This window comes from Rosenbergiella epipactidis, from assembly GCF_018494055.1.
In the GTDB taxonomy this organism is placed as follows: Bacteria; Pseudomonadota; Gammaproteobacteria; order Enterobacterales; family Enterobacteriaceae; genus Rosenbergiella; species Rosenbergiella epipactidis.
On sequence record NZ_JABBFQ010000002.1, the window covers coordinates 227913 to 250870 of the forward strand.

19 protein-coding genes, 1 other RNA gene and 1 pseudogene are annotated in these 22958 nt (G+C 48.4%); 7 read left to right on the forward strand and 14 right to left on the reverse strand.

The window, feature by feature from the left end; all coding sequences use genetic code 11:
* Nucleotides 1-3: 3 nt before the first annotated feature.
* The 4 genes from dolP to HGT71_RS03975 are packed head-to-tail and all read right to left on the reverse strand — an operon-like array spanning nucleotide 4 to nucleotide 3573.
* Entirely contained in the window at nucleotides 4-576 is a 573-nt protein-coding gene (gene dolP / locus HGT71_RS03960) for a division/outer membrane stress-associated lipid-binding lipoprotein (protein WP_214216704.1), read from the reverse strand.
* Between the two features lie 11 nt (nucleotides 577-587).
* Nucleotides 588-1178 (reverse strand): DnaA initiator-associating protein DiaA, encoded by a 591-nt coding sequence (diaA, locus tag HGT71_RS03965; protein WP_048912761.1) that lies wholly within the window; start codon nucleotides 1176-1178, stop codon nucleotides 588-590.
* A 23-nt stretch (nucleotides 1179-1201) separates the two neighbouring features.
* Nucleotides 1202-1588 (reverse strand): YraN family protein, encoded by a 387-nt coding sequence (locus tag HGT71_RS03970; RefSeq protein ID WP_214216705.1) that lies wholly within the window; start codon nucleotides 1586-1588, stop codon nucleotides 1202-1204.
* A complete protein-coding gene (locus tag HGT71_RS03975) occupies nucleotides 1546-3573 on the reverse strand; it encodes a penicillin-binding protein activator (protein ID WP_214216706.1) in 2028 nt (675 codons plus the stop codon). The genes HGT71_RS03970 and HGT71_RS03975 overlap by 43 nt, the downstream gene beginning before the upstream one ends.
* Before the next feature lie 61 nt (nucleotides 3574-3634).
* Here HGT71_RS03975 and rsmI point away from each other — a divergent pair, with 61 nt between their 5' ends.
* Entirely contained in the window at nucleotides 3635-4501 is an 867-nt protein-coding gene (gene rsmI / locus HGT71_RS03980) for a 16S rRNA (cytidine(1402)-2'-O)-methyltransferase (RefSeq protein ID WP_099823525.1), read from the forward strand.
* A gap of 50 nt (nucleotides 4502-4551) precedes the next feature.
* An RNA gene (gene rnpB / locus HGT71_RS03985) (RNase P RNA component class A) lies at nucleotides 4552-4924 on the forward strand.
* Nucleotides 4925-4965: 41 nt separating this feature from the next.
* Here rnpB and HGT71_RS03990 read toward each other — a convergent pair.
* Nucleotides 4966-6144 (reverse strand): MFS transporter, encoded by a 1179-nt coding sequence (locus tag HGT71_RS03990; RefSeq protein ID WP_214216707.1) that lies wholly within the window; start codon nucleotides 6142-6144, stop codon nucleotides 4966-4968.
* Nucleotides 6145-6240: 96 nt separating this feature from the next.
* On the opposite strand from HGT71_RS03990, the gene HGT71_RS03995 reads away from it, so the two are divergent.
* Nucleotides 6241-7026 carry an AraC family transcriptional regulator gene (locus tag HGT71_RS03995; protein ID WP_214216708.1) on the forward strand — a complete coding sequence of 262 codons (786 nt, stop codon included), beginning with the start codon at nucleotides 6241-6243 and terminating at the stop codon, nucleotides 7024-7026.
* 13 nt (nucleotides 7027-7039) lie between these two features.
* Here the strand turns inward: HGT71_RS03995 and HGT71_RS04000 are convergent, their stop codons facing one another.
* Together HGT71_RS04000 and pmbA are read right to left on the reverse strand one after the other, a co-directional pair.
* A complete protein-coding gene (locus tag HGT71_RS04000; protein WP_214216709.1) occupies nucleotides 7040-7342 on the reverse strand; it encodes a cytochrome b562 in 303 nt (100 codons plus the stop codon).
* A gap of 116 nt (nucleotides 7343-7458) precedes the next feature.
* Nucleotides 7459-8799 carry a metalloprotease PmbA gene (pmbA, locus tag HGT71_RS04005; RefSeq protein WP_048912767.1) on the reverse strand — a complete coding sequence of 447 codons (1341 nt, stop codon included), beginning with the start codon at nucleotides 8797-8799 and terminating at the stop codon, nucleotides 7459-7461.
* A gap of 114 nt (nucleotides 8800-8913) precedes the next feature.
* Here pmbA and yjgA point away from each other — a divergent pair, with 114 nt between their 5' ends.
* Nucleotides 8914-9456, forward strand: coding sequence for a ribosome biogenesis factor YjgA (gene yjgA / locus HGT71_RS04010; RefSeq protein WP_214216710.1), 543 nt, complete (start codon nucleotides 8914-8916; stop codon nucleotides 9454-9456).
* A gap of 41 nt (nucleotides 9457-9497) precedes the next feature.
* On the opposite strand, the gene mpl is transcribed toward yjgA, so the two are convergent.
* Nucleotides 9498-10868: a UDP-N-acetylmuramate:L-alanyl-gamma-D-glutamyl-meso-diaminopimelate ligase gene (gene mpl, locus HGT71_RS04015; RefSeq protein WP_214216711.1), complete on the reverse strand. Its 1371-nt coding sequence runs from the start codon at nucleotides 10866-10868 to the stop codon at nucleotides 9498-9500.
* 143 nt (nucleotides 10869-11011) lie between these two features.
* On the opposite strand from mpl, the gene fbp reads away from it, so the two are divergent.
* Entirely contained in the window at nucleotides 11012-12004 is a 993-nt protein-coding gene (fbp, locus tag HGT71_RS04020) for a class 1 fructose-bisphosphatase (RefSeq protein ID WP_099823513.1), read from the forward strand.
* Between the two features lie 83 nt (nucleotides 12005-12087).
* Complete coding sequence (gene ppa / locus HGT71_RS04025) at nucleotides 12088-12618, forward strand: inorganic diphosphatase (RefSeq protein ID WP_214211893.1); 531 nt, start codon at nucleotides 12088-12090, stop codon at nucleotides 12616-12618.
* 135 nt (nucleotides 12619-12753) lie between these two features.
* On the opposite strand, the gene HGT71_RS04030 is transcribed toward ppa, so the two are convergent.
* From HGT71_RS04030 to tamA, 5 genes and pseudogenes are all read right to left on the reverse strand, one after another.
* On the reverse strand, nucleotides 12754-13155 hold the full coding sequence (locus HGT71_RS04030) for a hypothetical protein (RefSeq protein ID WP_241595150.1): 402 nt from the start codon (nucleotides 13153-13155) through the stop codon (nucleotides 12754-12756).
* A 4-nt stretch (nucleotides 13156-13159) separates the two neighbouring features.
* Nucleotides 13160-14156: pseudogene (locus HGT71_RS04035) on the reverse strand (hypothetical protein).
* 751 nt (nucleotides 14157-14907) lie between these two features.
* Nucleotides 14908-15255 carry a gamma-glutamylcyclotransferase family protein gene (locus HGT71_RS04040; RefSeq protein WP_099823510.1) on the reverse strand — a complete coding sequence of 116 codons (348 nt, stop codon included), beginning with the start codon at nucleotides 15253-15255 and terminating at the stop codon, nucleotides 14908-14910.
* 2 nt (nucleotides 15256-15257) lie between these two features.
* Nucleotides 15258-19085: an autotransporter assembly complex protein TamB gene (tamB, locus tag HGT71_RS04045; RefSeq protein WP_214216713.1), complete on the reverse strand. Its 3828-nt coding sequence runs from the start codon at nucleotides 19083-19085 to the stop codon at nucleotides 15258-15260.
* Nucleotides 19082-20797: an autotransporter assembly complex protein TamA gene (tamA, locus tag HGT71_RS04050; protein WP_214216921.1), complete on the reverse strand. Its 1716-nt coding sequence runs from the start codon at nucleotides 20795-20797 to the stop codon at nucleotides 19082-19084. The genes tamB and tamA overlap by 4 nt, the downstream gene beginning before the upstream one ends.
* A 444-nt stretch (nucleotides 20798-21241) precedes the next feature.
* Here tamA and paeA point away from each other — a divergent pair, with 444 nt between their 5' ends.
* On the forward strand, nucleotides 21242-22588 hold the full coding sequence (gene paeA, locus HGT71_RS04055; protein WP_099823506.1) for a polyamine export protein PaeA: 1347 nt from the start codon (nucleotides 21242-21244) through the stop codon (nucleotides 22586-22588).
* Between the two features lie 40 nt (nucleotides 22589-22628).
* Here the strand turns inward: paeA and HGT71_RS04060 are convergent, their stop codons facing one another.
* Nucleotides 22629-22832 carry a DUF1107 domain-containing protein gene (locus HGT71_RS04060; protein ID WP_099823504.1) on the reverse strand — a complete coding sequence of 68 codons (204 nt, stop codon included), beginning with the start codon at nucleotides 22830-22832 and terminating at the stop codon, nucleotides 22629-22631.
* Nucleotides 22833-22958 lie beyond the last annotated feature (126 nt).

The following is a 22958-nucleotide window of genomic DNA, read 5'->3' on the forward strand; positions in this document are numbered from 1 at the left end:
GGATCACTTCAAAAACGTATAGACAGTGGTGACGTGTTTAACGCCATTCACCCGGCTGGCGAGATCGGCTGCGGCTTGACCTTCCGCTGCAGTGACGAGGCCCATTAAGAAGACTTCACCGTTCTCAGTCGTCACTTTAATACTTGAAGACTTCACTTGGTCACTTGCCAGCAGCTGCGAGCGAATCTTCGTTGTGATCCACGTATCAGAAGAAGAGGTACCTAAGCTAACATTATTGCCGATACGGATTTCGTTATAGACTTCAACCGTGCCATCGGTTTTCGCCGCGATTTCGCGGGCGGTATCCGCTAAGGCTTGAGTGGAAGCCTGACCCGTTAACAGGACTTTGCCTTGATATGCCGTCTCGTTGATATGGGTAGTGGTTTTGATCTCTTTGTTGGTCGCCAAGGCATTGGCTACACGCAGTTCCAAGGTGCCATCGTCAACCTGAGTCCCTACCGTACGCGCATCAGTGGCTGACTTGGTGGCTACGCCTGCCGAGCCAATCAATACCGCAGCACAGCCTTGTAGTGCGAATGTGCTACACAATACGACAGCCAAAAAGGGGAATCTCATTCTATTTCTCCTTAACCTTCCTGATGAGGAAAAAGTGAGTTATCAATTAGCTCACTTAAACAATTAACGGTCAGCATATGCATTTCTTGAATACGCGCATTGCGGTGCGACGGTATCCTAATTTCAACATCTTGGGGTCCCAGCAATCCCGCTAATACCCCACCATCAAAGCCCGTTAATGCCACGATAGTCATATCACGGGTGACGGCTGCTTCTACAGCCTTCACGATATCGGGGCTGTTCCCGCGTGTCGAGATCGCTAACAGGATATCTCCTGCCTGACCCAACGCACGCACTTGTTTAGCGTAGATTTCATCGTGCTGACGCTCATTACCAATTGCCGTCAGCATAATATTATCTGCGCTTAAACAAAATGCAGGAAGGCTTGGTCGTTCGTTCTCAAATTGATTGATCATCGTGGCGGTAAAATGCTGTGCATTGGCAGCGGAAGCGCCGTTACCGCAACTCAACACTTTATTGCCATTGAGTAGACACTGGACTATCACCAGGGTGGCACGTGAAATAGCGTCGGGTAGCGCCTCAGCCGCGGCGATTTGTGTTTGTATACTTTCAGTAAAACACGCTTTGATTCTATCCTGCACTGCATCACCTAACTTTGTTGATCTTAATAAAAAGCGTTTTTGATCCAGTTTACGCGAGACCCTGTCACCGCAACTACATCAAACCGGCAATTTGCGGTCGACAAACACTTATTATGGTTAGCTAACCAATAAGCCGCCGCGGCCTTAATGTTCTGTTGTTTACGCCACGTTATGCTGGCTGCCGCATCACCGTAGAGATCATTCTTACGATAACGGACTTCGACAAACACATAAGTTTGCTCGTCTAACATAATCAGATCAAGCTCGCCTTGTCGATATAAGACATTACTGGAAATCCAGCGTAATCCTGCTTGGCACAAATAGCGGCAGGCGAGCTTTTCCATTTGCTCGCCTCGCTGACGTCGAGTTACTTGACGGGAACAATCTCCCCGTGGGTATATTGGTTCCATGATAACGTCCTGTTAATCACGCAATTTTGTGTGGCTTTCAGCAGACCAGTATTCCCTTGTAGTTGGTAACCGGGTTGCTGACGCAACGGAGTAAAATGATTGGCCAACGTCCAAGCATCCACCCCCATCGCATAAAGACGAGTCAGAGTATAGTCTTGATTGTACTGGCCAGTGACCTGCTGTTTTAAGCTAGGGTTAGCGCCCGACAGCAGCGGGATATCACTAAACTGCAGCCCTTCCATTTCGAAGCGGAAATCCGGTCCAGCACCCGCTTGAGAACTCAGTGAATTCGCGTAAAACGCCACATGGCTCTGTGAACCAATCTTCATGGTGATGAGCGGCTTGATTAAATCTAGTGACGCTTGGTTCGCCACGATATAGACAGAATCGACGCCTCCGCTGTCGGCCACAGGCTGAGCGCTTGGCGCATCAAAGGTCATACCTGCGAAAGTCACGGCTCCGCTATCTGAACTTGGCGCAGCCGTCACCGGTGTCCCACTTAAGGCGATTCCTGCATTACTGTTAATCTTACTCCGTAAGTCGCTTTCCGAACCAATGGCTTGACGTAGTACCGTCCCCCCCCCTAAAGATTGCCACTGACGGGTGAAGGCTGTAGCAACCCGATCCCCTAAAGAATTACTTGGCAGTAATAGTACTGGAGAGCGTTTACCCTGTGCCCACATATGCTCAGCGGCATCACGGGCTTCGTTCTCTGGCGATAACGCAAAGTAACAAACGTTAGGGTGGTTCTGTAAATCAGAGGGTTCATTCAGTGCCAGGATGTTCAACGACGTCTGGGTCGTTACGGCTTTTGCCACATCCTCTTTTAATAACGGCCCAACGACTAAGGTCGCCCCCTCTTGCTGAACTTGCTGTAATAACTGGTCAATCGGATGGCCGTTGGTATCATAGACTTTTATTTGTGTAGCCGTATTGGCTGACGCCGTTCCTGGAACAGCTGCCGTTTGGTTCGACGCATCAGCTGTCGCGCTAGAGGTATCCGCTGCTGGCGTGGCTACGGCTGAAGGGCTAACCGCTGCATCACTGGTCGCCGACGCTGTGGTTTGTGGCGCGCGGATTACGGTATTCGCGTCAGGGGTTGCGGGCGCGCTCGAAGCTAAATGACCATTACGAGCATCTTCAAAACCTTGTTCAATCGCTTTCGAGAAGACGGCACCCGGTCCCGTTAAGGGTAAAAGTAGCGCGATTGTATTAGTGGAAGCCACAGAGAGGTTCATCACCTGTGCCAAGCCAGCGGGCAAGGTTTTGGAGGCTGGGTTATCGGGATAACGCGTCTGCCAGTCTTGCACCGCATGCTTCAGGTTATCTTGATCACCACGGTTTTGATAATAAACCCCTAATAGATCTAACCAACCCTGCAGAATATTTTCATTCGCATTAATGGTGATGTTACCCACTTGATCCTGAGGGATGGTCACCAAGGTCTGCCACGTGGCATCGAGGTTTTTTTGCTGAGCGCTGCCAGCGAGATGAGGTTGTAAAGCGATATAGGCCCGTAGGACGTCGATAGGGTCTTCACCCTGCGCGCTATCAATCATTAGCTGATAATAACGCTGACGCTGCGTATCGTTTAACCCTGGTACTGATAAGGCACTCAGTTGCTTAGCCGCTTCACGGAATTGTTTCTGTTTTATCGCATATTGCGCGATTAAAAAATGGCGCTCAACCTGTTGGTCGGCGGTGAGCTGGCTCGGCAGTTGTTGCAGTTGCTGTCCCGCTTGTGCCACCTTACCCTCGTCGAGTAACGCGCGTATTGCGAGTAATTGCCAGTGACTCCTGCTATCATCTTGGCTTTGCTGCATCTGTTGAAGATAATAAGCAGAACCTTGATTCGCAGTGGGTTGGAGAGTAGCCGATGGCGTCTGATTTTCTTGATTGACACCACAGGCGGCCAAAATAAATCCGGCCAACACAACAGGAACAAAACGCCCTGCGTTACGACAATTCACAAATGAAGAAAGCATAGAGTACCCATTATGTTTTTCTCAGAACGCCCTATAGTAAAGCGGCAATTCGGATGAAACAATGAAACAACACGATCAGTCAGAGATTTCTGTAGGAACATTATATATCGTTCCTACCCCTATTGGTAACTTAGCCGACATTACCCAACGCGCGCTGACCGTCTTAGAAAAGGTCGATCTGGTCGCAGCAGAAGATACACGCCATACCGGCCTACTCCTACAACATTTCGCCATCAATGCGCGCTTATTCTCATTGCATGATCACAATGAACAGCAAAAAGCAGATGTTTTAATAAGTAAATTACAACAAGGGGAAAGTATAGCCTTGGTTTCCGATGCAGGAACCCCTTTAATCAATGATCCCGGCTATCACCTCGTCACCCGTTGCCGTCAAGCGGGGCTAAAAGTTGTCCCTCTTCCAGGTGCCTGTGCTGCCATTACCGCCTTAAGTGCTTCTGGACTGCCCTCTGATCGTTTTTGTTACGAAGGATTTCTTCCTGCCAAAAGTAAAGGTCGCCGCGATGCCCTCAGGGCAGTGTTAGAAGAACCTCGTACCTTAATATTTTATGAATCCACCCACCGTCTCTTGGATTGCCTGACAGATATGGTCAGCGAACTTGGCGAGCATCGCCATGTGGTACTGGCTCGGGAAATTACTAAGACGTGGGAGTCGATTCACGGCGCGCCAGTCGGTGAGCTATTGGCGTGGGTGCAGGCCGATGAAAATCGTCGTAAAGGCGAAATGGTGTTAATCGTCGCGGGCTATCAAGGGCAGGAGGAAGAACTCCCTGCAGAAGCCCTACGCACCCTCGCGTTATTACAGACCGAATTGCCCCTCAAAAAAGCCGCAGCCTTGGCGGCTGAAATCCATGGCGTGAAGAAAAATGCGTTATATAAGCATGGATTAGCTCAGCAGCAGGCCAATTAAACGATAGAAAAACGTGACAATGGCGGTAATTTCCCCTATCATCCGCCGCCGAAGCTGACCAGACAGTCGCCGCTTCGTCGTCGTCCCGAAAGGGAGACGGGCGGAGGGGAGGAAAGTCCGGGCTCCATAGGGCAGGGTGCCAGGTAACGCCTGGGGGGCGCAAGCCTACGACCAGTGCAACAGAGAGCAAACCGCCGATGGCCCGTAAGGGATCAGGTAAGGGTGAAAGGGTGCGGTAAGAGCGCACCGCGCGGCTGGCAACAGTCCGTGGCACGGTAAACTCCACCCGGAGCAAGGCCAAATAGGGGTTCACATGGTACGGCCCGTACTGAACCCGGGTAGGCTGCTTGAGCCAGTGAGCGATTGCTGGCCTAGAGGAATGACTGTCCACGACAGAACCCGGCTTACCGGTCAGCTTCACCTTCTTTGAAAAAGAGGTTACTGCATGCAGTAACCTCTTTTTTTTATTCTTCCATCAGCCGATTTTTACCGGCAAGTAAGCCCATTACCATCATCACAACGGCTAATATCAAACAGAAAAGTAACGGTAAATGCCAGCTTCCACTCTGTTGATGCAATGTCCCCATCGCGGCGGGTCCGACTGCCGCGAGTAAATAGCCCACCGCTTGTGCCATCCCCGAAAGCGCCACCGCTTGGTGAGCCGAGCGGCTACGAAGGCCAATCAGCGATAGGCCGAGAATCATCGCGGCACCCGAGCCTATTCCAGCAAAGCTTACCCACACTATTGCCCAGCTTGGCATCCCCCATAATCCCACAAGACTCACTCCCCACAGGCTTGCCATCGCCATGGCTAACCAACGTTGATCGCGATAACGCGCAATCACGGCACCAATAACTAAGCCAGGAAGTGCCGTCGCGAGTTGTAGCAGTCCATGTAAGCTACCCGCCTCGGTGGCCGAAAAGCCACTGTCCACCAGAAGTGCGGGTAACCAACTGACTAGTACGTAATAAATTAGCGAGTTCAACCCTAGATAGAGCGTAATTTGCCAAGCTAACGAAGAGCGCCAGATCCGTGCATTACTGCTCATCGCCGGGCGCGATAATCCGGTAACCGCCCTCCCCTTAAGCTGTTGTGCCCAGGCTATCAGGGCAATCAAGGGAAAAATCAGTAAGCTTAAGGAGGCCTGCGCCCAACCAAGATGCGTGGCAAGCGGTACCACTAGCACAGAGGCTAACGCGGCGCTGATGCCCATCGTTAACGAATAAGCCCCGGTCATTTTGGGCAGGATACTGACGAAATCGCGCTTTAATAAACTTGGTAGAATCACATTGCCTACAGCTATACCCGCACCGATGATCACCGTACCAAGATACAGGAAGGTGGCCGTCCCCCGCGCACGCAGCACGACCCCGAGACAGATGGCGACTAAGGCCACGGCAACGCTGCGTTCTAATCCGAGGTAACGGGTCAAATAAGGCACCAGCGGCGAGAGTAAAGCAAAAGCCAGTAACGGTAAGGTGGTGAGCAGCCCTACCTGCATAGTGTCCAAATCTAATGTTTGCCCGAGCGTCGCTAACAACGGAGCGAGCCCTGTAAAAGGCGCTCTAAGCGTTGTCGCAACCAATAAAATGCCAATAATTAACGATTTTTTTGAGTGATGAGTCATTGCAGGTGACGCCATAGGAGAATCTCTTTTGTTGATAAGCCCGTAGCATAACCCCTCTTCAGCAAGGTTAAATCAAGCTACAATGACAATTTATCGCTAAAAATGGACAATATGCATATTCCCACTATTCCACAGGGCTTCGATCCGGATCGTCATCTTGATAAGGTGGGGGTTTTTCGGGTTAAAGCCAGTGAGTCTTTCCATGAACTTCCCTTTCATCAACATCGTAAAGGCCAATTAATTCTACCCTTGCAAGGTACGATTACCTGCCAAGTGGAAGATGGCATCTGGATGGCGCCGACTGGGCAAGCTATCTGGATTCCGAGCCATGTTATCCATAGCAATAAAGTCTCTCAGCACGCGGAGTTTTGTTTCGTCTTTATTGAACCGCACAGTGCCGAGATGCCCAAGGAATGCTGCACGTTACGTATTTCCGCTCTTGTCAGAGAACTTATTTTTCGCTTAGCGTCTCTTCCTCTAAGCCAGTATCACACCTCGAAGACGCAGCGTTTGATTGCGGTTCTGCTCGACCTGCTGGTTGAACAGCCAATAGGTAAGTTACAGCTACCGATGTCGAATCATCCTAAAATCCGTTTGTTGGTTGAGGCAATCCAGCAGCCCGACCAAGCGAAGCATCCTGCAGCCTATTGGGCAAAAAAATTGGCAGTGAGTGAGAGAAGCTTAGCAAGGCTAATGATCAATGAAACAGGGTTGAGTTTTCGTCCATGGCGACAGCAATTACAGCTCATTATCGCAATCAATCGACTGGTGGAGGGGGAGCGCGTGGAGATTATCGCTCATGAACTGGGCTATGAATCGGTGACAGCATTTATCACCATGTTTAAGAAAGCGCTAGGCATAACCCCTGGCCAATATCGACAAGGGTTCAATGCCTAGCATGACCGAGGGATTAACGGTACTTACGATGATTTTCGTTACGTAATACCGAAATCTGTTGGGCGGTCTGCTTAGCGTCGGCGAGCTTACCAAGCTTTACCTGTTGCTCAGCTTGATCAACTTTAGCGATCAACTGGTCAAATGCATTGCGCCAGCCCTGCATGGCCGGACTCTGCGCTGCACTCCCTGCTAACGAGGGAGGCGTCGCAGTTTTTGCGTCTTTTGCTGCAGCACGCATTTGCGTTAACGCCTGCTGCATTTCACTAGGCTGGTTACTGCTTAACACCGTGCTCAGCCCTGAAGAGAGGCTCAGCATATCCCCTTCTAAGTCCGCGGTCCGCGGTCCGCGGCCCGCGCGGCAAAGGTTAACGAGGAACAAAACAGCGCGGTGCTCAGTACGACCAAACTAATTTGTCGCATAAAATCTTCCCTTTATTGGCCAGCGATACTCATCTGTTCTAACAGAATCGATCCACATTGAATATTGCCTCGCTCGTCAATATCGTCGCCGACTGTTACCATCGTACGCCACATATCCTGTAAGTTGCTGGCGATGGTGATTTCACTGACGGGATATTGAATTTCACCCTTCTCTACCCAAAAACCTGCCGCGCCGCGTGAATAGTCACCGGTCATTGCGCTAACGCCCTGCCCCATCAATTCGGTGACCACAAGTCCGGTGTCCATCCTTTTGAGTAGCTGCTCAAAGCTTTGTCCCTGACCGGCCAAACGCCAGTTGTGGATCCCCCCCGCATGCCCCGTACTCTGTAATCCTAGTTTGCGAGCAGAGTAGCTAGTCATTAGCCAAGTTTGTAAAACCCCTTGGTCGATAATGGTACGCTGTTGAGTACGTACGCCCTCGCTGTCGAAAGGCGAGGATGCCGTTCCCTTAATCAGATGTGGTTGTTCGGTAATCGATAACCACTCTGGGAAGATTTGTTTACCCAAGCTATCGAGTAAAAAGGTCGATTTACGATAGACACTGCTACCGCTGATAGCCCCAACAAGGTGGCCAATCAGTCCACTCGCCACTTCCGGTGCAAAAAGTACTGGTGCTTTGCGGGTCGAGAGTTTCTGGGGAGACAGACGCGACAGAGTGCGGCGTGCACACTCTTGACCTACCCACTCTGCACTTTTCAGATCAGCAAAGTCACGCCCTGAGGTATAAGCGTAGTCGCGTTCCATCTGACCATTCTGCTCGGCAATCACTGAACTAAACATCGAGTGGCGGGTTGAACAGTAGCTTTTCAAGAATCCGTGACTGTTTCCAAAGACGCGTATCCCCGCATGGCTACTGAAACTTCCCCCTTCGCTATTAACGATACGGGAATCCGCTTCCAGTGCCGCTTGCTCAGCTGCCGCCGCATACTCAATTGCGCGATCCGGGGTGATGGCTAAGGGGTGGTAAAGGTCTAGGTCGGGGGCATCCCATGCCAGTAAAGAGGCATCAGCCACATCGGAGAAAGGATCTTCTGAAGTATAGCGAGCAATATCGATTGCCGCCTGCACCGCACGCTCGATCGCCGCTGGGCTTAAATCAGTGGATGAGGCGCTGCCTTTACGCTGCCCCAGATAAACGGTGATGCCTAAGGCCCCATCGCTATTAAATTCAACGTTTTCAACTTCGCCATAGCGAGTGCTTACGCTCAGTCCAGTCGTTTTATTGACGGCGACTTCTGCGCCATCTGTGCGGCTTTTTGCGAAGGTTAAGGCATGTTCAACTGCGTGTTCAAGAACCTGTTGTTGTTCTAAAACTTGAAGAGATTCACTCATTGCTCTGCCATCTGCTGTTATCTGAAGGTAGAATGAGTTTAACAGAGTCAGAGAACAATTTCGCAGTCTGGCTGTAACCTGATAGCATAAGCCACTTTTTTTAGGAGCCCTACCATGATTAACCCGCCCGATGAGTGGCTCGACCACCAGCCCGACCCGCAAGATGAAGAAGACGAAGAGATTATCTGGGTCAGTAAAAGCGAAATCAAACGTGATGCAGAAGAGCTAAAGCGCCTCGGTATGGAGATGATGGAGTTAAGCAAAAACGAACTCGATCGAATCCCACTTGATGAAGAGCTTCGTCAAGCGATTGAATTAGCCCAGCGGATCAAAAAAGAAGGACGCCGTCGCCAAATTCAATTAATTGGTAAAATGCTGCGTTCACGTGATGAACAGCCTATCCGCCTCGCGCTCGATAAGCTGAAAAACAGACATAACCAACAGGTTGCCCTTTTTCATAAATTAGAAGTGCTGCGTGATCGTCTGATTGAGCAGGGTGATAGCGCGATGGATGAAGTGATAGAGCTGTACCCTACGGCCGATCGCCAGCAGCTGCGCAGCTTGATCCGTAATGCACAAAAAGAGAAAGCAACGAATAAGCCACCGAAATCAGCGCGTCAGATTTTCCAATACTTACGCGAACTTGCCGAAGCCTAATCGTAAATTGCCGCCCAGCGTCAACACTGAGCGGCATCGTTTTATTTCACGAGCTGTAACGTCGATAGACTGTCTAACAGTTTCTGATGGATCCCTTCAAAACCGCCGTTACTCATCACTAAAATAACATCACCTGGCTTCACAGATTTGGTGATCATTGCGACTAAATGCGTGATATCGGCACTCCATTGCACCGGCTGGACACAGGCTTCTGCAACATCTGAGACCTGCCAAGGGATATGGCTCGGTTGGAATAAAAACACTTCGTCGGCCCGGGCCAATGACGGGGCGAGTTCATTCTTACTGACTCCCAATTTCATCGTATTTGAGCGCGGCTCAAGTACCGCTAAAATACGACGGGTGCCGCCGATCTTACTGCGCAGAGCAGACAGCGTTGCCAAGATAGCCGTAGGGTGATGTGCGAAGTCATCATAAACCTCAATTCCGTTCACCGTTCCACGTAGTTCGAGACGGCGTCTCGCATTGACGAATTCGTTTAACGCTTTGGCTGCATCCTGTGGAGTGATGCCGATATGACGAGCAGCGGCTATCGCCATCAAGCCATTATGCATATTGTGTTCACCGACCAACCCCCACTCGACCTCTGCTACCACTTCATTGTTCAGCTTCACCGTCCAACGGGAGGCGTCCGGGCAGCTTTTCTGTGCAAGCCACTGGCCCTGTGGACCCGTTGTCTCTTGCTCACTCCAGCAGCCCATCCCGATAACGTGACGTAGGTTATGATCCTGCTCTGGCCAGATCACTTTACCTTTGCCCGGCACAATACGCAGCAAATGATGGAACTGCTTTTTCACTGCATTTAAGTCATCAAAGATATCTGCATGGTCAAATTCGAGGTTATTCAGCACCAGCGTACGGGGACAGTAATGTACGAATTTCGACCGCTTATCGAAGAAAGCACTGTCATATTCATCTGCCTCGATAACAAAAAATGGGCTATCGCCTAAACGTGCTGAAACATCAAAGTTACCCGGTACGCCACCGATGACAAAACCCGGTGCCATGCCACATGACTCGAGGATCCACGCGACCATCCCCGAAGTCGTCGTCTTACCGTGGGTCCCGGCAACGGCAATTACCCAGCGATCACGCAGAATAAAATCATGTAACCACTGCGGGCCTGAGACGTAAGGGATATTATTTTCCAATACCGCTTCGACACAAGGATTCCCCCGCGACATCGCATTACCGATAATCACTAAATCTGGAGCGGGGTTGAGCTGCTGTGGGTCGTAGCCTTGGGTTAGGCTAATGCCTTGTTGCTCCAATAGGGTGCTCATCGGTGGATACACGTTCGCATCAGACCCTGTAACGTCGTGTCCCAAAGCGCGCGCGAGAATGGCTAAGCCACCCATAAAGGTGCCACAGATACCGAGAATATGAATTCGCATAAAGAGATCTACCACTAAGTTTTTTGTACAGTTTACCTATATCGCATTTAGGAGCAACTGAGAGGATTGATTTGATCGGGTCCGCAGTGTAGCTTGACTATACTGTTAATGAAAAGTAAACCAATTTACGATCAGGATACGCAATGAAGACCTTAGGCGAATTTATTGTTGAAAAACAAGCAGACTTTCCCCATGCCACCGGTGAACTCACCGCCCTTCTTTCAGCAATCAAACTTGGCGCGAAAATCATTCATCGCGATATCAATAAAGCGGGCTTATTAGACATTCTCGGCGCCAATGGTGTCGAAAATGTGCAAGGCGAGCAACAGATGAAGCTCGACTTATACGCGAACGAAAAATTAAAATCGGCGTTAAAAGCCCGTGGGATCGTTGCCGGGATAGCGTCTGAGGAAGAAGACGAGTTCGTTATTTTTGAAGGTTTCGAAGACGGTCGTTATGTGGTCTTAATGGATCCGCTAGACGGATCTTCAAACATTGATGTTAACGTCTCTGTAGGAACTATTTTCTCTATTTATCACCGTGTCACACCGGTTGGCACACCGATTACCGAAGAAGATTTTATGCAACCTGGCCGCCAACAAGTGGCCGCCGGTTACGTCGTCTACGGTTCGTCGACCATGTTGGTGTATACCACCGGTAACGGCGTCAACGCTTTCACCTATGATCCATCATTAGGGGTATTCTGCTTAAACCAAGAGCGCCTTACTTACCCACCGACTGGAAAAATGTACTCTATCAACGAAGGTTATTACGTGCATTTCCCTGTTGGCGTCAAAAAGTATCTGAAATTCTGCCAAGCAGAAGACGAGGCGACCCACCGCCCTTATACCTCACGCTACATTGGCTCATTAGTGGCTGACTTCCACCGTAACCTTCTTAAAGGCGGTATTTACCTCTATCCACAAACGGCAAGTCATCCAAAAGGAAAACTACGTTTGTTATACGAGTGTAATCCAATGGCTTTCTTAGCCGAGCAAGCGGGGGGTAAAGCCAGCGATGGGGTTAACCGTATTCTCGATTTGAAACCGCAAACCATTCATGAACGTTGCCCATTTTATGTCGGTAACCAATACATGGTGGAAGATGTCGAACGTTTTATCAGTGAAAATCAATAAGCGATTAAAAAATCGGACACATACTGGTGCGTAATTCGCTATAATGCGCACCACAAATTTTACTGATAAATAGGAATCAACCCATGAGCTTGAACCTCGTCGAAGCTGGTAAAGACTTACCTGAAGACATCAACGTTGTTATTGAAATCCCAGCAAACGCTGCGCCGATCAAATATGAAGTTGATAAAGAATCAGGGGCTCTGTTTGTTGACCGTTTCATGGCAACTGCAATGTTCTACCCATGCAACTACGGTTACATCAACCACACGCTTTCTTTAGATGGTGACCCGGTTGACGTTTTAGTTCCTACTCCATACCCATTACAGCCGGGTTCAGTCATCCGTTGCCGTCCAGTCGGCGTACTGAAAATGACCGACGAGTCAGGCGAAGACGCTAAAGTCATTGCTGTGCCACACAGCAAACTGTCTAAAGAGTACGATCACATCAAAGATGTGAATGATCTGCCTGAGTTACTGCGCGGCCAAATCGCACACTTCTTCGAGCAATATAAAGCGCTGGAAAAAGGTAAGTGGGTGAAAGTTGAAGGTTGGGGCGACGCTGCTGCTGCGAAAGCAGAGATCGTTTCTTCTTTCGAGCGCGCTAAACAGAAGTAATTATTTTTATAGAATAATGATTACCCCACTATTGTTTTCAATGGTGGGGTATTTTTTTACTTAGGATGAACTGACGGATTTTATCCATCGATTTGATAGCATTGTCGGAGCTTAGAACCTCGAAAGTGGTAAAGCTTAATTCAACCTTAGTATGGAAAGAATGAGTGCTAATAATAGGCAAATCAAATAAAAGACTGACGCCGTCATCCATATTACCGAGACATACCTCATCCAAGGTTCAATTTTCAAATTATTCTCTTCGAAAAAATCATAAGCAGGATCGTTACGGCTTAGTAAGAAAATTTTCTTCTTTTTATGCAATTTTATAAAAAATCTGCTTACTGGAAAAACACCTAAAAAACCCATCATATGATTGAATGAATTGGGAGCAGGGAATATGTGCTTTTTATTAAAAAGCGAAACTAAATTCTTATAATTTTCCTTATTAGCTAAGTAGAGAAAAAACGACAGAAAAATAAGCCCACTCGCACATAACCCTAAAAATAAACCTGTCCAAGCTAAGAGGTGTTCAAGCACAAATTTACTCCAAAAAAACATTGAACAGTTTCTCACCGGCCACGCTACCCGCATAGCCACCTGCGATAGATCCTATTGCTGCGCATGCTACGCCCCCCACTCCTACCGTTGCTACACCTACTGCTGCACAAACCCCAACCATTGCACTACTTCCCCAAACGCCGCCCGCTAGGCCCCCTCCAGTACTTAAAGCAAACTTACTGTATTCTTTAAAAGCCACTGTTCTGCATATATCCTCTCGTCCAATAGTGCAGGCACGAAACACTTCACTGGTCGTCCCAGTAAAAGATAAGCCAATACCGATGTAGCCCCCGGTCTTAAGAAAGCGTGCAGCTCTAGCGGCATTATCTACATAGTAAGAATACCAGGGATTACCCCTATACCAACCGTTGACCACTCATGCACAATAGATTTACTTGAAAGATTTAACGCCCGCTTGAGGTCTCATATTGTTTAAATTTGATCGTATACCGCGAAAGAGATTTTAATAACGGTTTGTTAACCAGCCCATTTAACTGATTCAACAACTGATTACGTTCAACAAAAAACTGCTGACTAATCAACGTTCCCCGAGTGAGAAACTGATTCTGATAGGTGGCCTCAATTTTTTTTAGAGTCTGCTCAATAGCGTTGAAATATTTTTCACCGAGATCCCTGGCCGTACTTAAAAGATTGCCACCGCCGTTAGTTAGCGCGGCAATAACTCCATAGTGTTTATGCATAAAACTGGCATCATCATTACTGACACCGATAAGCGCTGCATTGGTTTTATTCTTTGCCAGTCTGAGGGTATTCAATATCTGCATCGTCAGTTGATACGGCGTATCCGGGTCGGCTACTATCAAAATTTGGCCCGGCTTCAGATACTGCGTATCGGCATTGAGTTTCATAAAAAGTAGGCTAGCAGGGGATCGAACATCGTTAAAGAGCTCCCGCGCCTGATAATCTAATGTTCCTGCTCTCTCTACCACATAATATCCGGGAGCTATACTACGTATCATATCTAGGTTCCTTCCATAGTGGATACCAGCTCAATGGGGCACTGTATAGCCTGTACCTAAATTTTTGTAATGCTATCACCCTATTGATTGATCTTACCCCGACCTCGAGCACTCGGTGTACCGGTTCAAATGTCAATAATAGGGAATAACCCCTCTAGCTATTCTTCATTACTCCAGACCAACAACCTACCCGCGAGCTGAAAAGGACCGGCCATCTGGCGGGAAAAATCATTAAAGAGACGATATTTATCTTGATGGCTGACTCGCTGAAAGATCCATGATAGCGATCAGACTGGGTTTACTGTGAGGGTATTAGGTATAGATAAGTAGAAAACTAAGGGGATCATTCGCTAGCCGTCATGGTTCATTTAATGGGAAACTTATATATGGCCTAAAGATAAGGGGTGCGCTATTGCATAGCGGTCCAAAAAGCCAGTACGCAGATCTATTGTATCAACAACTTCTCTTGTATTAAGGGTTTTGAAAAGCGTCAGCCATCGGAGGCTTTACTGAGATGACGGCTCAATATGACGTTTCGTTCGATGTCTGAAAACAGAATAGGTACCAATGGATAGCTACGCAGGTGGGAATCAAGCTTAGTAGCAAATTAAAGGTTATAGTGTAAGCGTCAAACCTCTCTATCATCACTGGTTCTAATACCAGACAGGTCAGAGAACAGTAACTATTTTAATTGTTGAACGCAGTACAGCTTAGTAAACCCTGCCGTACTGCTTTCAAGACGGCTTTTCTATTAAGAGTTCTCACTCCTCTCGAGCCAATCACCACTCGGTATTTGCGGGCGGCCTGCCACAGAACGCTGATAAATATACATCCAAGCGCTGCCATAAGGCGTTGAGACCAACTGACGTTTGTACTCGCCCCCTTTGGTTCTCAAGGCATCCAGTTCACCTAAGGTCGTGGCATCGATACGATACACTTCACCCTCAATCGTCCCTTCACCGGGGATTACCCCCGGATAGTGGCCAAGATTATAGAGCTCGTAGCCTTCGACCTGATAGTCACCCAGCCACTGAGCATTCGTCATCCAATGACTATTTCCCTGCTTACGTCTTAAACTGCCATAGACAATGATTCGCATAGCTAAAACTCAAACTTATAGAGCACATCCAATGCCTGGTCGACGCCAGACACTGCTTCCAGGTAGAGTTTAGGCATCAAACGATATCGTAGCGTAAGAGTTGCTAACGAATCGAAGAGTCCCACTCCGTATTTTACTTGTAGGCCTGGTAGTACATAGCCACTGACTTGGACTTGTTGGCTATCGCCAACGCCCGCGGTATCTAACGCTAAATCGCTGACACCGAAAGTCTCGCCGATTTTACCCATAACTTGACCACTTTGTGCAACCCCTAAACCGACTAAAGCAGAAGTTAATGCATTACTGTCATCACTGCTTCCAAGACCTTGGCCTCTTAATAAATAAGAGAGTGCGGCTTGTTGTGACATGGTCGGGTCGGAGAAGACCTCAACTTTAGGCTCATCGGCTAAGCCAGTGACACGGATACCTGCGGTAACGTTGTCTTCGGTTGCATCGGGATTACGGATAGCCTCAAGATTGACATAAGGTTGATCCGGTGGGCCAGAGAACTGCAGTTGCCCTTTTCGTACAATCAAGTCTTGTCCATAAGCATGGAAGCGGCCTGAAGGGATATTGATCTGTCCGTTGAGGCCCAAGCCATTTTTCCCTTGCCCGACGTTAAGATCGCCATTTAATCGCGCATTAAGGCCGAACGCCGACAATCTTACATCATCGCCTACATGAATAATCAGGTTACTGTTGATCGCCATGCTCGCCGTCGTCGGTTTGATCGGCTGTAAATGTTCGTCGAGCATCACCTCATCGGAGGATACCCCCACCGCACTCTCCGGCACATCTTGCACAACGATTCTCGCCCAAGGAATATCGACTCGTCCATCGAGGTTAAAGGCCGCTGGCGTGGCGTCAAAGGTGAGATCTGGCGAAACATCCATCCGGACCATCGGCGGCACCGTTACGCGGATTTTTTCACCCTTCGCAGCAATATGCGCTCGCCAGTTATCCAGCTGACGCCAATCGGCATTACCCGATAGGTTCAAGTTACCATGAGCCGTTTGGATTAATCCTTCCAGCGTCGATGACATGCCATTAAAGACCATCGAAAGGTTCGCATCGGTCAATTCAACCGGCATCGCGCTGGTTTGCGCTTTGGCATTTTTCAGCGCAAGTTGACCAAACACTTGCGGGTTTTGTAACGAGCCACCTAAGCGTAACTGGCTATTCAGAACCCCTTGAACACTTTCGCCTTTAGATAGCGCCGGATTAAGAATGGCCAAGGAGAGATTATTAATTCCTACCGTTCCGCCTAACGTCCGACGGTTCTCGGGATCGGCAACCTGTACATTACCGGTTAACTGTCCATTATTAGCCAGCTTGATCAGCCATTGTAGCTGCGCCTTCCCTTTCACCAAGGCCGCTTTAAGATCTAACCGGTCAAAGGCGATAGGGAGCATCTTGCCTTGGACATCCTGACGGACTTCGACGCCTTGGCCGGTCAAGCTTAGGTTAGCGTCTGGTAGGCCACCATTCGCTGTCCAATTTACCCGCGTATCACCACTGAACCGTCCTGATAACTGCGTTTGTGCGGGTAGGAACTCTTTTAACATCGCCAGATCAAGTTTACGGATCTGCAGATGCGCATGCCCCGCTGGGCCTGCCACGATAGGTTCCGGAACGCATAGCTCCGCATTGGGATTTAACCAACAGTGGCTGCCAACCGTAATGGTCTGTTTCAGATTTTGATAATCGAGGCTCATCGCCCGGCTTAACGTTACGTTGCCTACTGGCGTCGAGAATTGACTCCGAGTTAAGCTACCTTGCCAGCGTTGCTGCTGACGGTCGAAATGCCCTTTTAACGCTAACTCGCCTGCCACTGGCTTACCTGTGACTTTCAGGGTCAATTGATGGGCCTGCTCATTACCGCCCGCATTCAGCAGAATTTGCTGAATATCGACGCCTTCTTGATGCAACTGTTGTAGATTCAGGTTTAGGTTACCCGATATCTGCTCTGCCGAGCTGACATTGCCTTTCAAGGCTAATGACTGCAGACGTATCTGTTGCCAGCGCAAGGCTCGCCCTTGCAGATCGACCTTCAACTCCGGCTGTTTAAGGGTACCCCGAGCATTAATCGCCCCTTTGAGGGTTCCGCCAAGGCCTGGCAAGGCATTGTCGAGCGCCGGTGCATCAACGTCCGCGTCAAGCATCAGCTTATCATTCAGCTCGCCATGCACATTCAGGTGATTACGCCCCAAGGCAACTAACAGTTGCGGCACTTTCCACTGCATGTAGCTATTGCCCTGCAAGCTGCCTTCAATATTTACCGGGTTCTGCTTAACGTTACCTTTAATATCGACTTTAGGCACACTGACCTGCCACGTCCCACCAAATACACTGCCCTTTGTCGTTATTTGGCCGTTAATCTTGGCAGGCCAATCGGGATATTGCCGTGCGGTATTGATGTTATTAAGCGTTAACTCACTGCGCCAGCTAATCGCCTTATTCCAATCCACTAATGCATTAAGGTCGATATTACCTTGCAGCGCCGCCACACGAAGTCGGTCTAAACTGAACTGGCCGAGATCCCCCTTACCATTCAACGCGATCTGTGCCGGAGGAATCCCCTGTCCCGTTAAGGCTGCCGCGAGCTGAATACGGTAATCTGAAGCCTTACCTGAGGTATCGAGATTAACATTATCAACTTGAACCTGAGCGGGGCCGGTGAGCGGCCAACGTAAGCGCGGACTGTTCACTTTTAAAGAGAAAGGTAATCCCACTGTCGCCGGTTGCGCCATGGCATTCAATTGCGCTTTCACCGGACCGGAAAGGTTAATCGCTAAGTCAACTTGCTGTTTCATGTTGCCTTTCAGCGCCAACTTCACTTTCTGCCCTTTAATCGGGTCAACATTTAGCGTGCTGTTAAGGTTCATATTAACCGGCCAATTATCCGCTAAATCAGCCTCGCCGCTGGCATGTAGCTGCCCTTGTATCGCCTGAACCTGTAATTGTTGCAAAGCAATATGGTTATGTTGGGCGCGCGCTTTTAGGTTAAGTTGGTTAATAGTTAACTCGGTGTCCCCCGTTACCCGTAAGGTATTACCGGTAATGCCTTGAATATCGACATCAACCGGTAAGGTCACCGCAGGCAGATCTAATAAGGGCTTAGCAAATAGCGCGCGGAGGGTATCGCCCAGTGGCGGCTGTTGTGCCGCGAGACGAGCCTGTTCATCTTCCGCTTTCTTCTGCTCTGCCGCCTGCTCTGGCGTTTGAGTGATCGCGGTTTTGGTCGCTTGCGCGGCCTTATCCACCGCCACTTTCGCAGCGGTCGGCAAGGCCAATAAGAAATTATTGATTTGGGTAGGGGCTAAGGTAATTTGACGATTCTGCCAAGCGATACCGGTAGTGAACTCGCCTAGGGCAATACTTGTATTATCAACTTTGACATTAATATTATGTAAACCAAGATGCTTAAGCGTCAGCGGATACGGCGTTGAAATATCGGTTAACGGTTCGCTTTTTGTCTCTTCAACCGGTGCTGCAGGCGCCATCTTACTGGTATCGACGACGACACTGACATCGCTTAATGAAAGATCATCAACACATACTGAGGAGTGCCATAAGCACGAGGTATTCACTGCCAGATGAAGCTGGCCACCGCGTACCTCAACCCCTTGCATCTGATAAGTAATATCCCGCAAATGTAGATTACGCCAGCCGCCCTCGACTTGGCTTATATGTAAGCCAGGCACCCAGCGATTTGCCCCTTTAAATAACAGATGCAAACCAGAGGTCGTGCCAATCAATAAGGCGACTGTCGTCATCAGCACTAAGACGATGACGAGCAGGCCGATTAATCCTTTTTTCCACCAACTCATAATTCAGGTCCTAAGCCAATATAAAACTGAACACCGTGGGTATCTTTGTCGCCAATCGGCGAGGCAATATCAAATTTGATCGGTCCAACCGGTGAGGCCCAACGCACCCCGACCCCGGCACCGGTCTTGATATCGCTATCTTTGAAATTATTGACTGCTTCACCGCTATCGATGAATGCCGCACCCCACCATTTTCCTGTGACGTTGTATTGGTATTCAAACGATCCCGTCGCCATTTTACTGGCACCGGTTAGGTTATTATCGCTATCACGCGGTGAGACATCTTTATATTTGTAACCACGAATGCTGCGATCCCCCCCGGCAAAGAAGCGAAGATCCGGTGGCACCTTGTCAAAGTCGTCCGTTTCAATCCACCCTAACGTTCCTCTCACCACGAAACGGTGTTTCTCCGCATAGGTCCGGATCCAGACATTAGAGGCCTGTAGAATAACGAAGTCAGCACCAGATCCCCACGTTGTGTCGGAAAAATCGACTGAGTAGCGCTGTGAATCCCCCCATGTCGGCATCAATCCGCCGCGCGAACGCGTTCGGTTAATGCTCGCACCAGGATAAAGCAGCATGGTGGTATTGGTGTAATTCCCTTGGGTATAGTGATCCAGACGCCAAGTTAAGTTGAGCGCTTTTTGCCAGCCACTGCTATTTTCCCAATAGCGCGATCCAACGATGGTGGTGGAATCCGCTTTGGTATCATTTAAGTCGGTACGCTTAAGCCCACCTTTAATGGTGTAATATTGCTCGATGGGATTTTTTAATAGCGGGATTTTATAGGTGAAATCAAGCTGCTGCTCAGGTTGTGACAGATAGGTATTGGCCGTGATGCTATGACCATATTCATTCACCCAAGGTCGGTTCCATGTTGCCTTAAGTTGCGGACCGACATCGGTCGAGTACCCCGCACCGACTTCTAAACTATTTTTAATGGCAGGGGTAACCGCTGCATTGATCGGTAATACCTTGGTTTTTTGTGCGCCCTTAAATTCCGGCGCAGCCACGACCGAACCGAACCAGCCCATTGCAGAGAGGCGGCGGTTTAATTCAGCTAAGGTTTTTGAATCGTAATAGTCGCCTTCGTGGAAAGGCACAAGTTTTTCTAAATACTCTTCTCTGATTTGCGATCCTGTAAAGGTCACTTTACCAAAGCGATAGCGCTGCCCTGTATCGTAGTCGATATCCCAGAAGGCTTGATGTAAGGGCAGCGATACCCCTAGTTGGCTTTTACGATAAGCACCATCGAAATACCCTTTACGCAGCGCAATACTGGAAAAGCCGTTCTTGAATTTATCATAGTCGCCATGGTTGAGAACGGTCCCCACTTTAGGACGCCCCTGCTCGACCCATTGTTGGTATTCCGTGTCGTGCTGTCCCTCACCTTCAACTAATAATGTGCTACCACCGATTTTAACCGGTACACCAGGATCAACATGAACCGTCAGCACTTTTCCAAACGGCAGCGCCTGCTCAGGGGAAACGCGATAGGTGATCACTGGCTCATAATAGCCCAGCGCCCGTAAGCTTTGTTTAATCACCGCATCCAGACGCGCTTGAAAACGGCTATCTGCGCTGATCTCTTCGCTAGTTATCGTTGCCAACCTAACTCTGACATTATTTTGTAGTTCGCCAGAAAGCCCTTCAAGGTTCAGTCTAACCGTCGCGGCCTGAAGTGAAGGGGCGGCTAACAAAAGTGCTGCCATACTATAATGGGTTAAACGTGTCACGAACTCTCCTGTTAAACATCCATTTGCAGCAGCAAATCGCGTAATGACATTAAAATATACACACTGTAGTAAGCTTAGTCTTGCTTAAGCCTTATAAAGGCTAAATCAAATAATAATTTTTCTTATCAATCACGCTATTGTCCAAAAACCTTGCATAAATTACAACCAGTGATCTAAAAGGCCTCTGTAATGCTGAATTTCTGCACAGATCCCTCTAGCGACTTATTCCTTGCTACTGCTATACTCTGCTTAGGCAGTAATCACTGTCACTTCTGTTGCTGAGCACTATTCATAGTGAATATGCCCTGACAGACATTTTTGGCACGGATAACGTGTTCTTCCTCACTGACTGCCTGAATAATGCTTTATTGAGAAGTTGCCCAGGCCAAAAATGACAAGCTTATAAACTTCGGACTCCTTATGTTAGATAGCTTACTTGTCATCCTAGTATTAATTGTTATTAGTTTTTTCTTTGCTATGTCAGAGATCTCTTTGGCTGCCGCGCGGAAAATCAAACTCAGACTCCTCGCCAACGATGGTGATATTCGTGCAGAGCATGTGCTCAAGCTTCAAGAATCACCTGGAATGTTTTTTACCGTTGTGCAGATTGGTGTCAATGCCGTTGCCATCCTAGGCGGTATTGTCGGAGACTCCGCCTTTATGCCGGTTTTCTCTGATTTCTTTCATCGGTTCTTATCTCCAGAATTATCAGAAAAGCTGAGCTTTATCTGTTCTTTCACCGTGGTAACCAGCCTGTTTATCTTGTTCGCTGACCTCACACCTAAACGTATTGGTATGATTGCGCCAGAAGCCATCGCGCTGCGGATTATTGGGCCAATGCGAATTTGTTTATTGATTTTCCGTCCGTTAGTGTGGTTCTTCAACGGTATGGCGAACAACGTTTTCCGTCTATTTAAAATTCCGATGGATCGTAAAGACGATATCACGCCGGATGATATTTATGCGGTGGTGGAAGCGGGCGCCTTGGCAGGCGTATTACGTAAACAAGAGCATGAATTGATTGAAAACGTTTTCGAGCTGGAATCTCGTACTGTCCCCTCTTCTATGACCTCTCGTGAAAACATTGTTTGGTTTGATCTCAATGAAGAAGAAGCGGTATTAAAATCGAAAATTGCCGACCATCCTCACTCCAAGTTCTTGGTGTGTAATGGCGATATCGACCATATCGTTGGCTATGTCGATTCAAAAGAGTTACTGCTGCGCGTGCTAGGCAATCAGAGCATGACCTTGAGTAGCGGTGTACAAATCCGTTCAGCGTTGATCGTCCCCGATACCTTAACGCTGTCTGAAGCCTTAGAAAGTTTTAAAACCGCGGGTGAAGATTTCGCGGTGATCATGAACGAATACGCTTTAGTGGTCGGAATTATCACGCTTAACGATGTGATGACCACACTGATGGGCGATTTAGTCGGTCAAGGTTTTGAAGAGCAAATCGTGGCACGTGATGCCAATTCGTGGTTAGTTGAAGGCGGAACGCCGATCGATGACGTCGTACGTGTACTGCATATCGAAGAGTTTCCACACTCAGGTAATTATGAAACCATTGGTGGTTTTATGATGTATATGCTGCGTAAGATCCCGAAACGAACTGACTTCGTGATCTTCTCTGGCTATAAGTTCGAGGTGGTTGATATCGATAACTACCGTATTGACCAACTGTTGGTCACGCGCGTCAGCGACGAACGCCCTACGCCATTAACCCCTGCGGGCCAAGTGATCGACGAGATTACAGGTAAGCAGCAATAATCACTCGGGCCACGGAAGCAGCGCTTCGGTGGCCCGATAATTAGAATTTGACTTGTAACGCATTCACCTGACGATTAATTTCAGACATTATACTTAAACGCTGAATATCGCCGTTAATAGGTTTCAATACCTTTCCTTGGTCAAAATGAAACTCGCCAACATCCTCAATATAAATCTCGCCTTTAAATAACGTTTTAACGTAACGGGCAATTTGAATCGGATTATATCGTTTGTAAATTTTCACTGGGTCTTTCTCTCTTTCGCTCCTGCGTTCTGAGATAGAGTGTAGTTTGTTATCCAGAAAACACAAAAATTACATATTAATAATATTTGATTAACCTATCAAAGGGAGTGATTTTGACTAATAATT

What these genes read in the sequence shown, in the direction of transcription:
- fbp (WP_099823513.1), top strand. Translation starts at nt 11,012, where the DNA reads ATGAAGACCTTAGGCGAATTTATTGTTGAAAAACAAGCAGACTTTCCC.
- mpl (WP_214216711.1), bottom strand. Translation starts at nt 10,868, where the DNA reads ATGCGAATTCATATTCTCGGTATCTGTGGCACCTTTATGGGTGGCTTA.
- HGT71_RS03990 (WP_214216707.1), bottom strand. Translation starts at nt 6,144, where the DNA reads ATGGCGTCACCTGCAATGACTCATCACTCAAAAAAATCGTTAATTATT.
- HGT71_RS03970 (WP_214216705.1), bottom strand. Translation starts at nt 1,588, where the DNA reads ATGGAACCAATATACCCACGGGGAGATTGTTCCCGTCAAGTAACTCGA.
- tamB (WP_214216713.1), bottom strand. Translation starts at nt 19,085, where the DNA reads ATGAGTTGGTGGAAAAAAGGATTAATCGGCCTGCTCGTCATCGTCTTA.
- ppa (WP_214211893.1), top strand. Translation starts at nt 12,088, where the DNA reads ATGAGCTTGAACCTCGTCGAAGCTGGTAAAGACTTACCTGAAGACATC.
- paeA (WP_099823506.1), top strand. Translation starts at nt 21,242, where the DNA reads ATGTTAGATAGCTTACTTGTCATCCTAGTATTAATTGTTATTAGTTTT.
- HGT71_RS03995 (WP_214216708.1), top strand. Translation starts at nt 6,241, where the DNA reads ATGCATATTCCCACTATTCCACAGGGCTTCGATCCGGATCGTCATCTT.
- HGT71_RS04040 (WP_099823510.1), bottom strand. Translation starts at nt 15,255, where the DNA reads ATGCGAATCATTGTCTATGGCAGTTTAAGACGTAAGCAGGGAAATAGT.
- pmbA (WP_048912767.1), bottom strand. Translation starts at nt 8,799, where the DNA reads ATGAGTGAATCTCTTCAAGTTTTAGAACAACAACAGGTTCTTGAACAC.
- HGT71_RS04000 (WP_214216709.1), bottom strand. Translation starts at nt 7,342, where the DNA reads ATGCTGAGCCTCTCTTCAGGGCTGAGCACGGTGTTAAGCAGTAACCAG.
- rsmI (WP_099823525.1), top strand. Translation starts at nt 3,635, where the DNA reads ATGAAACAACACGATCAGTCAGAGATTTCTGTAGGAACATTATATATC.
- tamA (WP_214216921.1), bottom strand. Translation starts at nt 20,797, where the DNA reads ATGGCAGCACTTTTGTTAGCCGCCCCTTCACTTCAGGCCGCGACGGTT.
- yjgA (WP_214216710.1), top strand. Translation starts at nt 8,914, where the DNA reads ATGATTAACCCGCCCGATGAGTGGCTCGACCACCAGCCCGACCCGCAA.
- HGT71_RS03975 (WP_214216706.1), bottom strand. Translation starts at nt 3,573, where the DNA reads ATGCTTTCTTCATTTGTGAATTGTCGTAACGCAGGGCGTTTTGTTCCT.
- dolP (WP_214216704.1), bottom strand. Translation starts at nt 576, where the DNA reads ATGAGATTCCCCTTTTTGGCTGTCGTATTGTGTAGCACATTCGCACTA.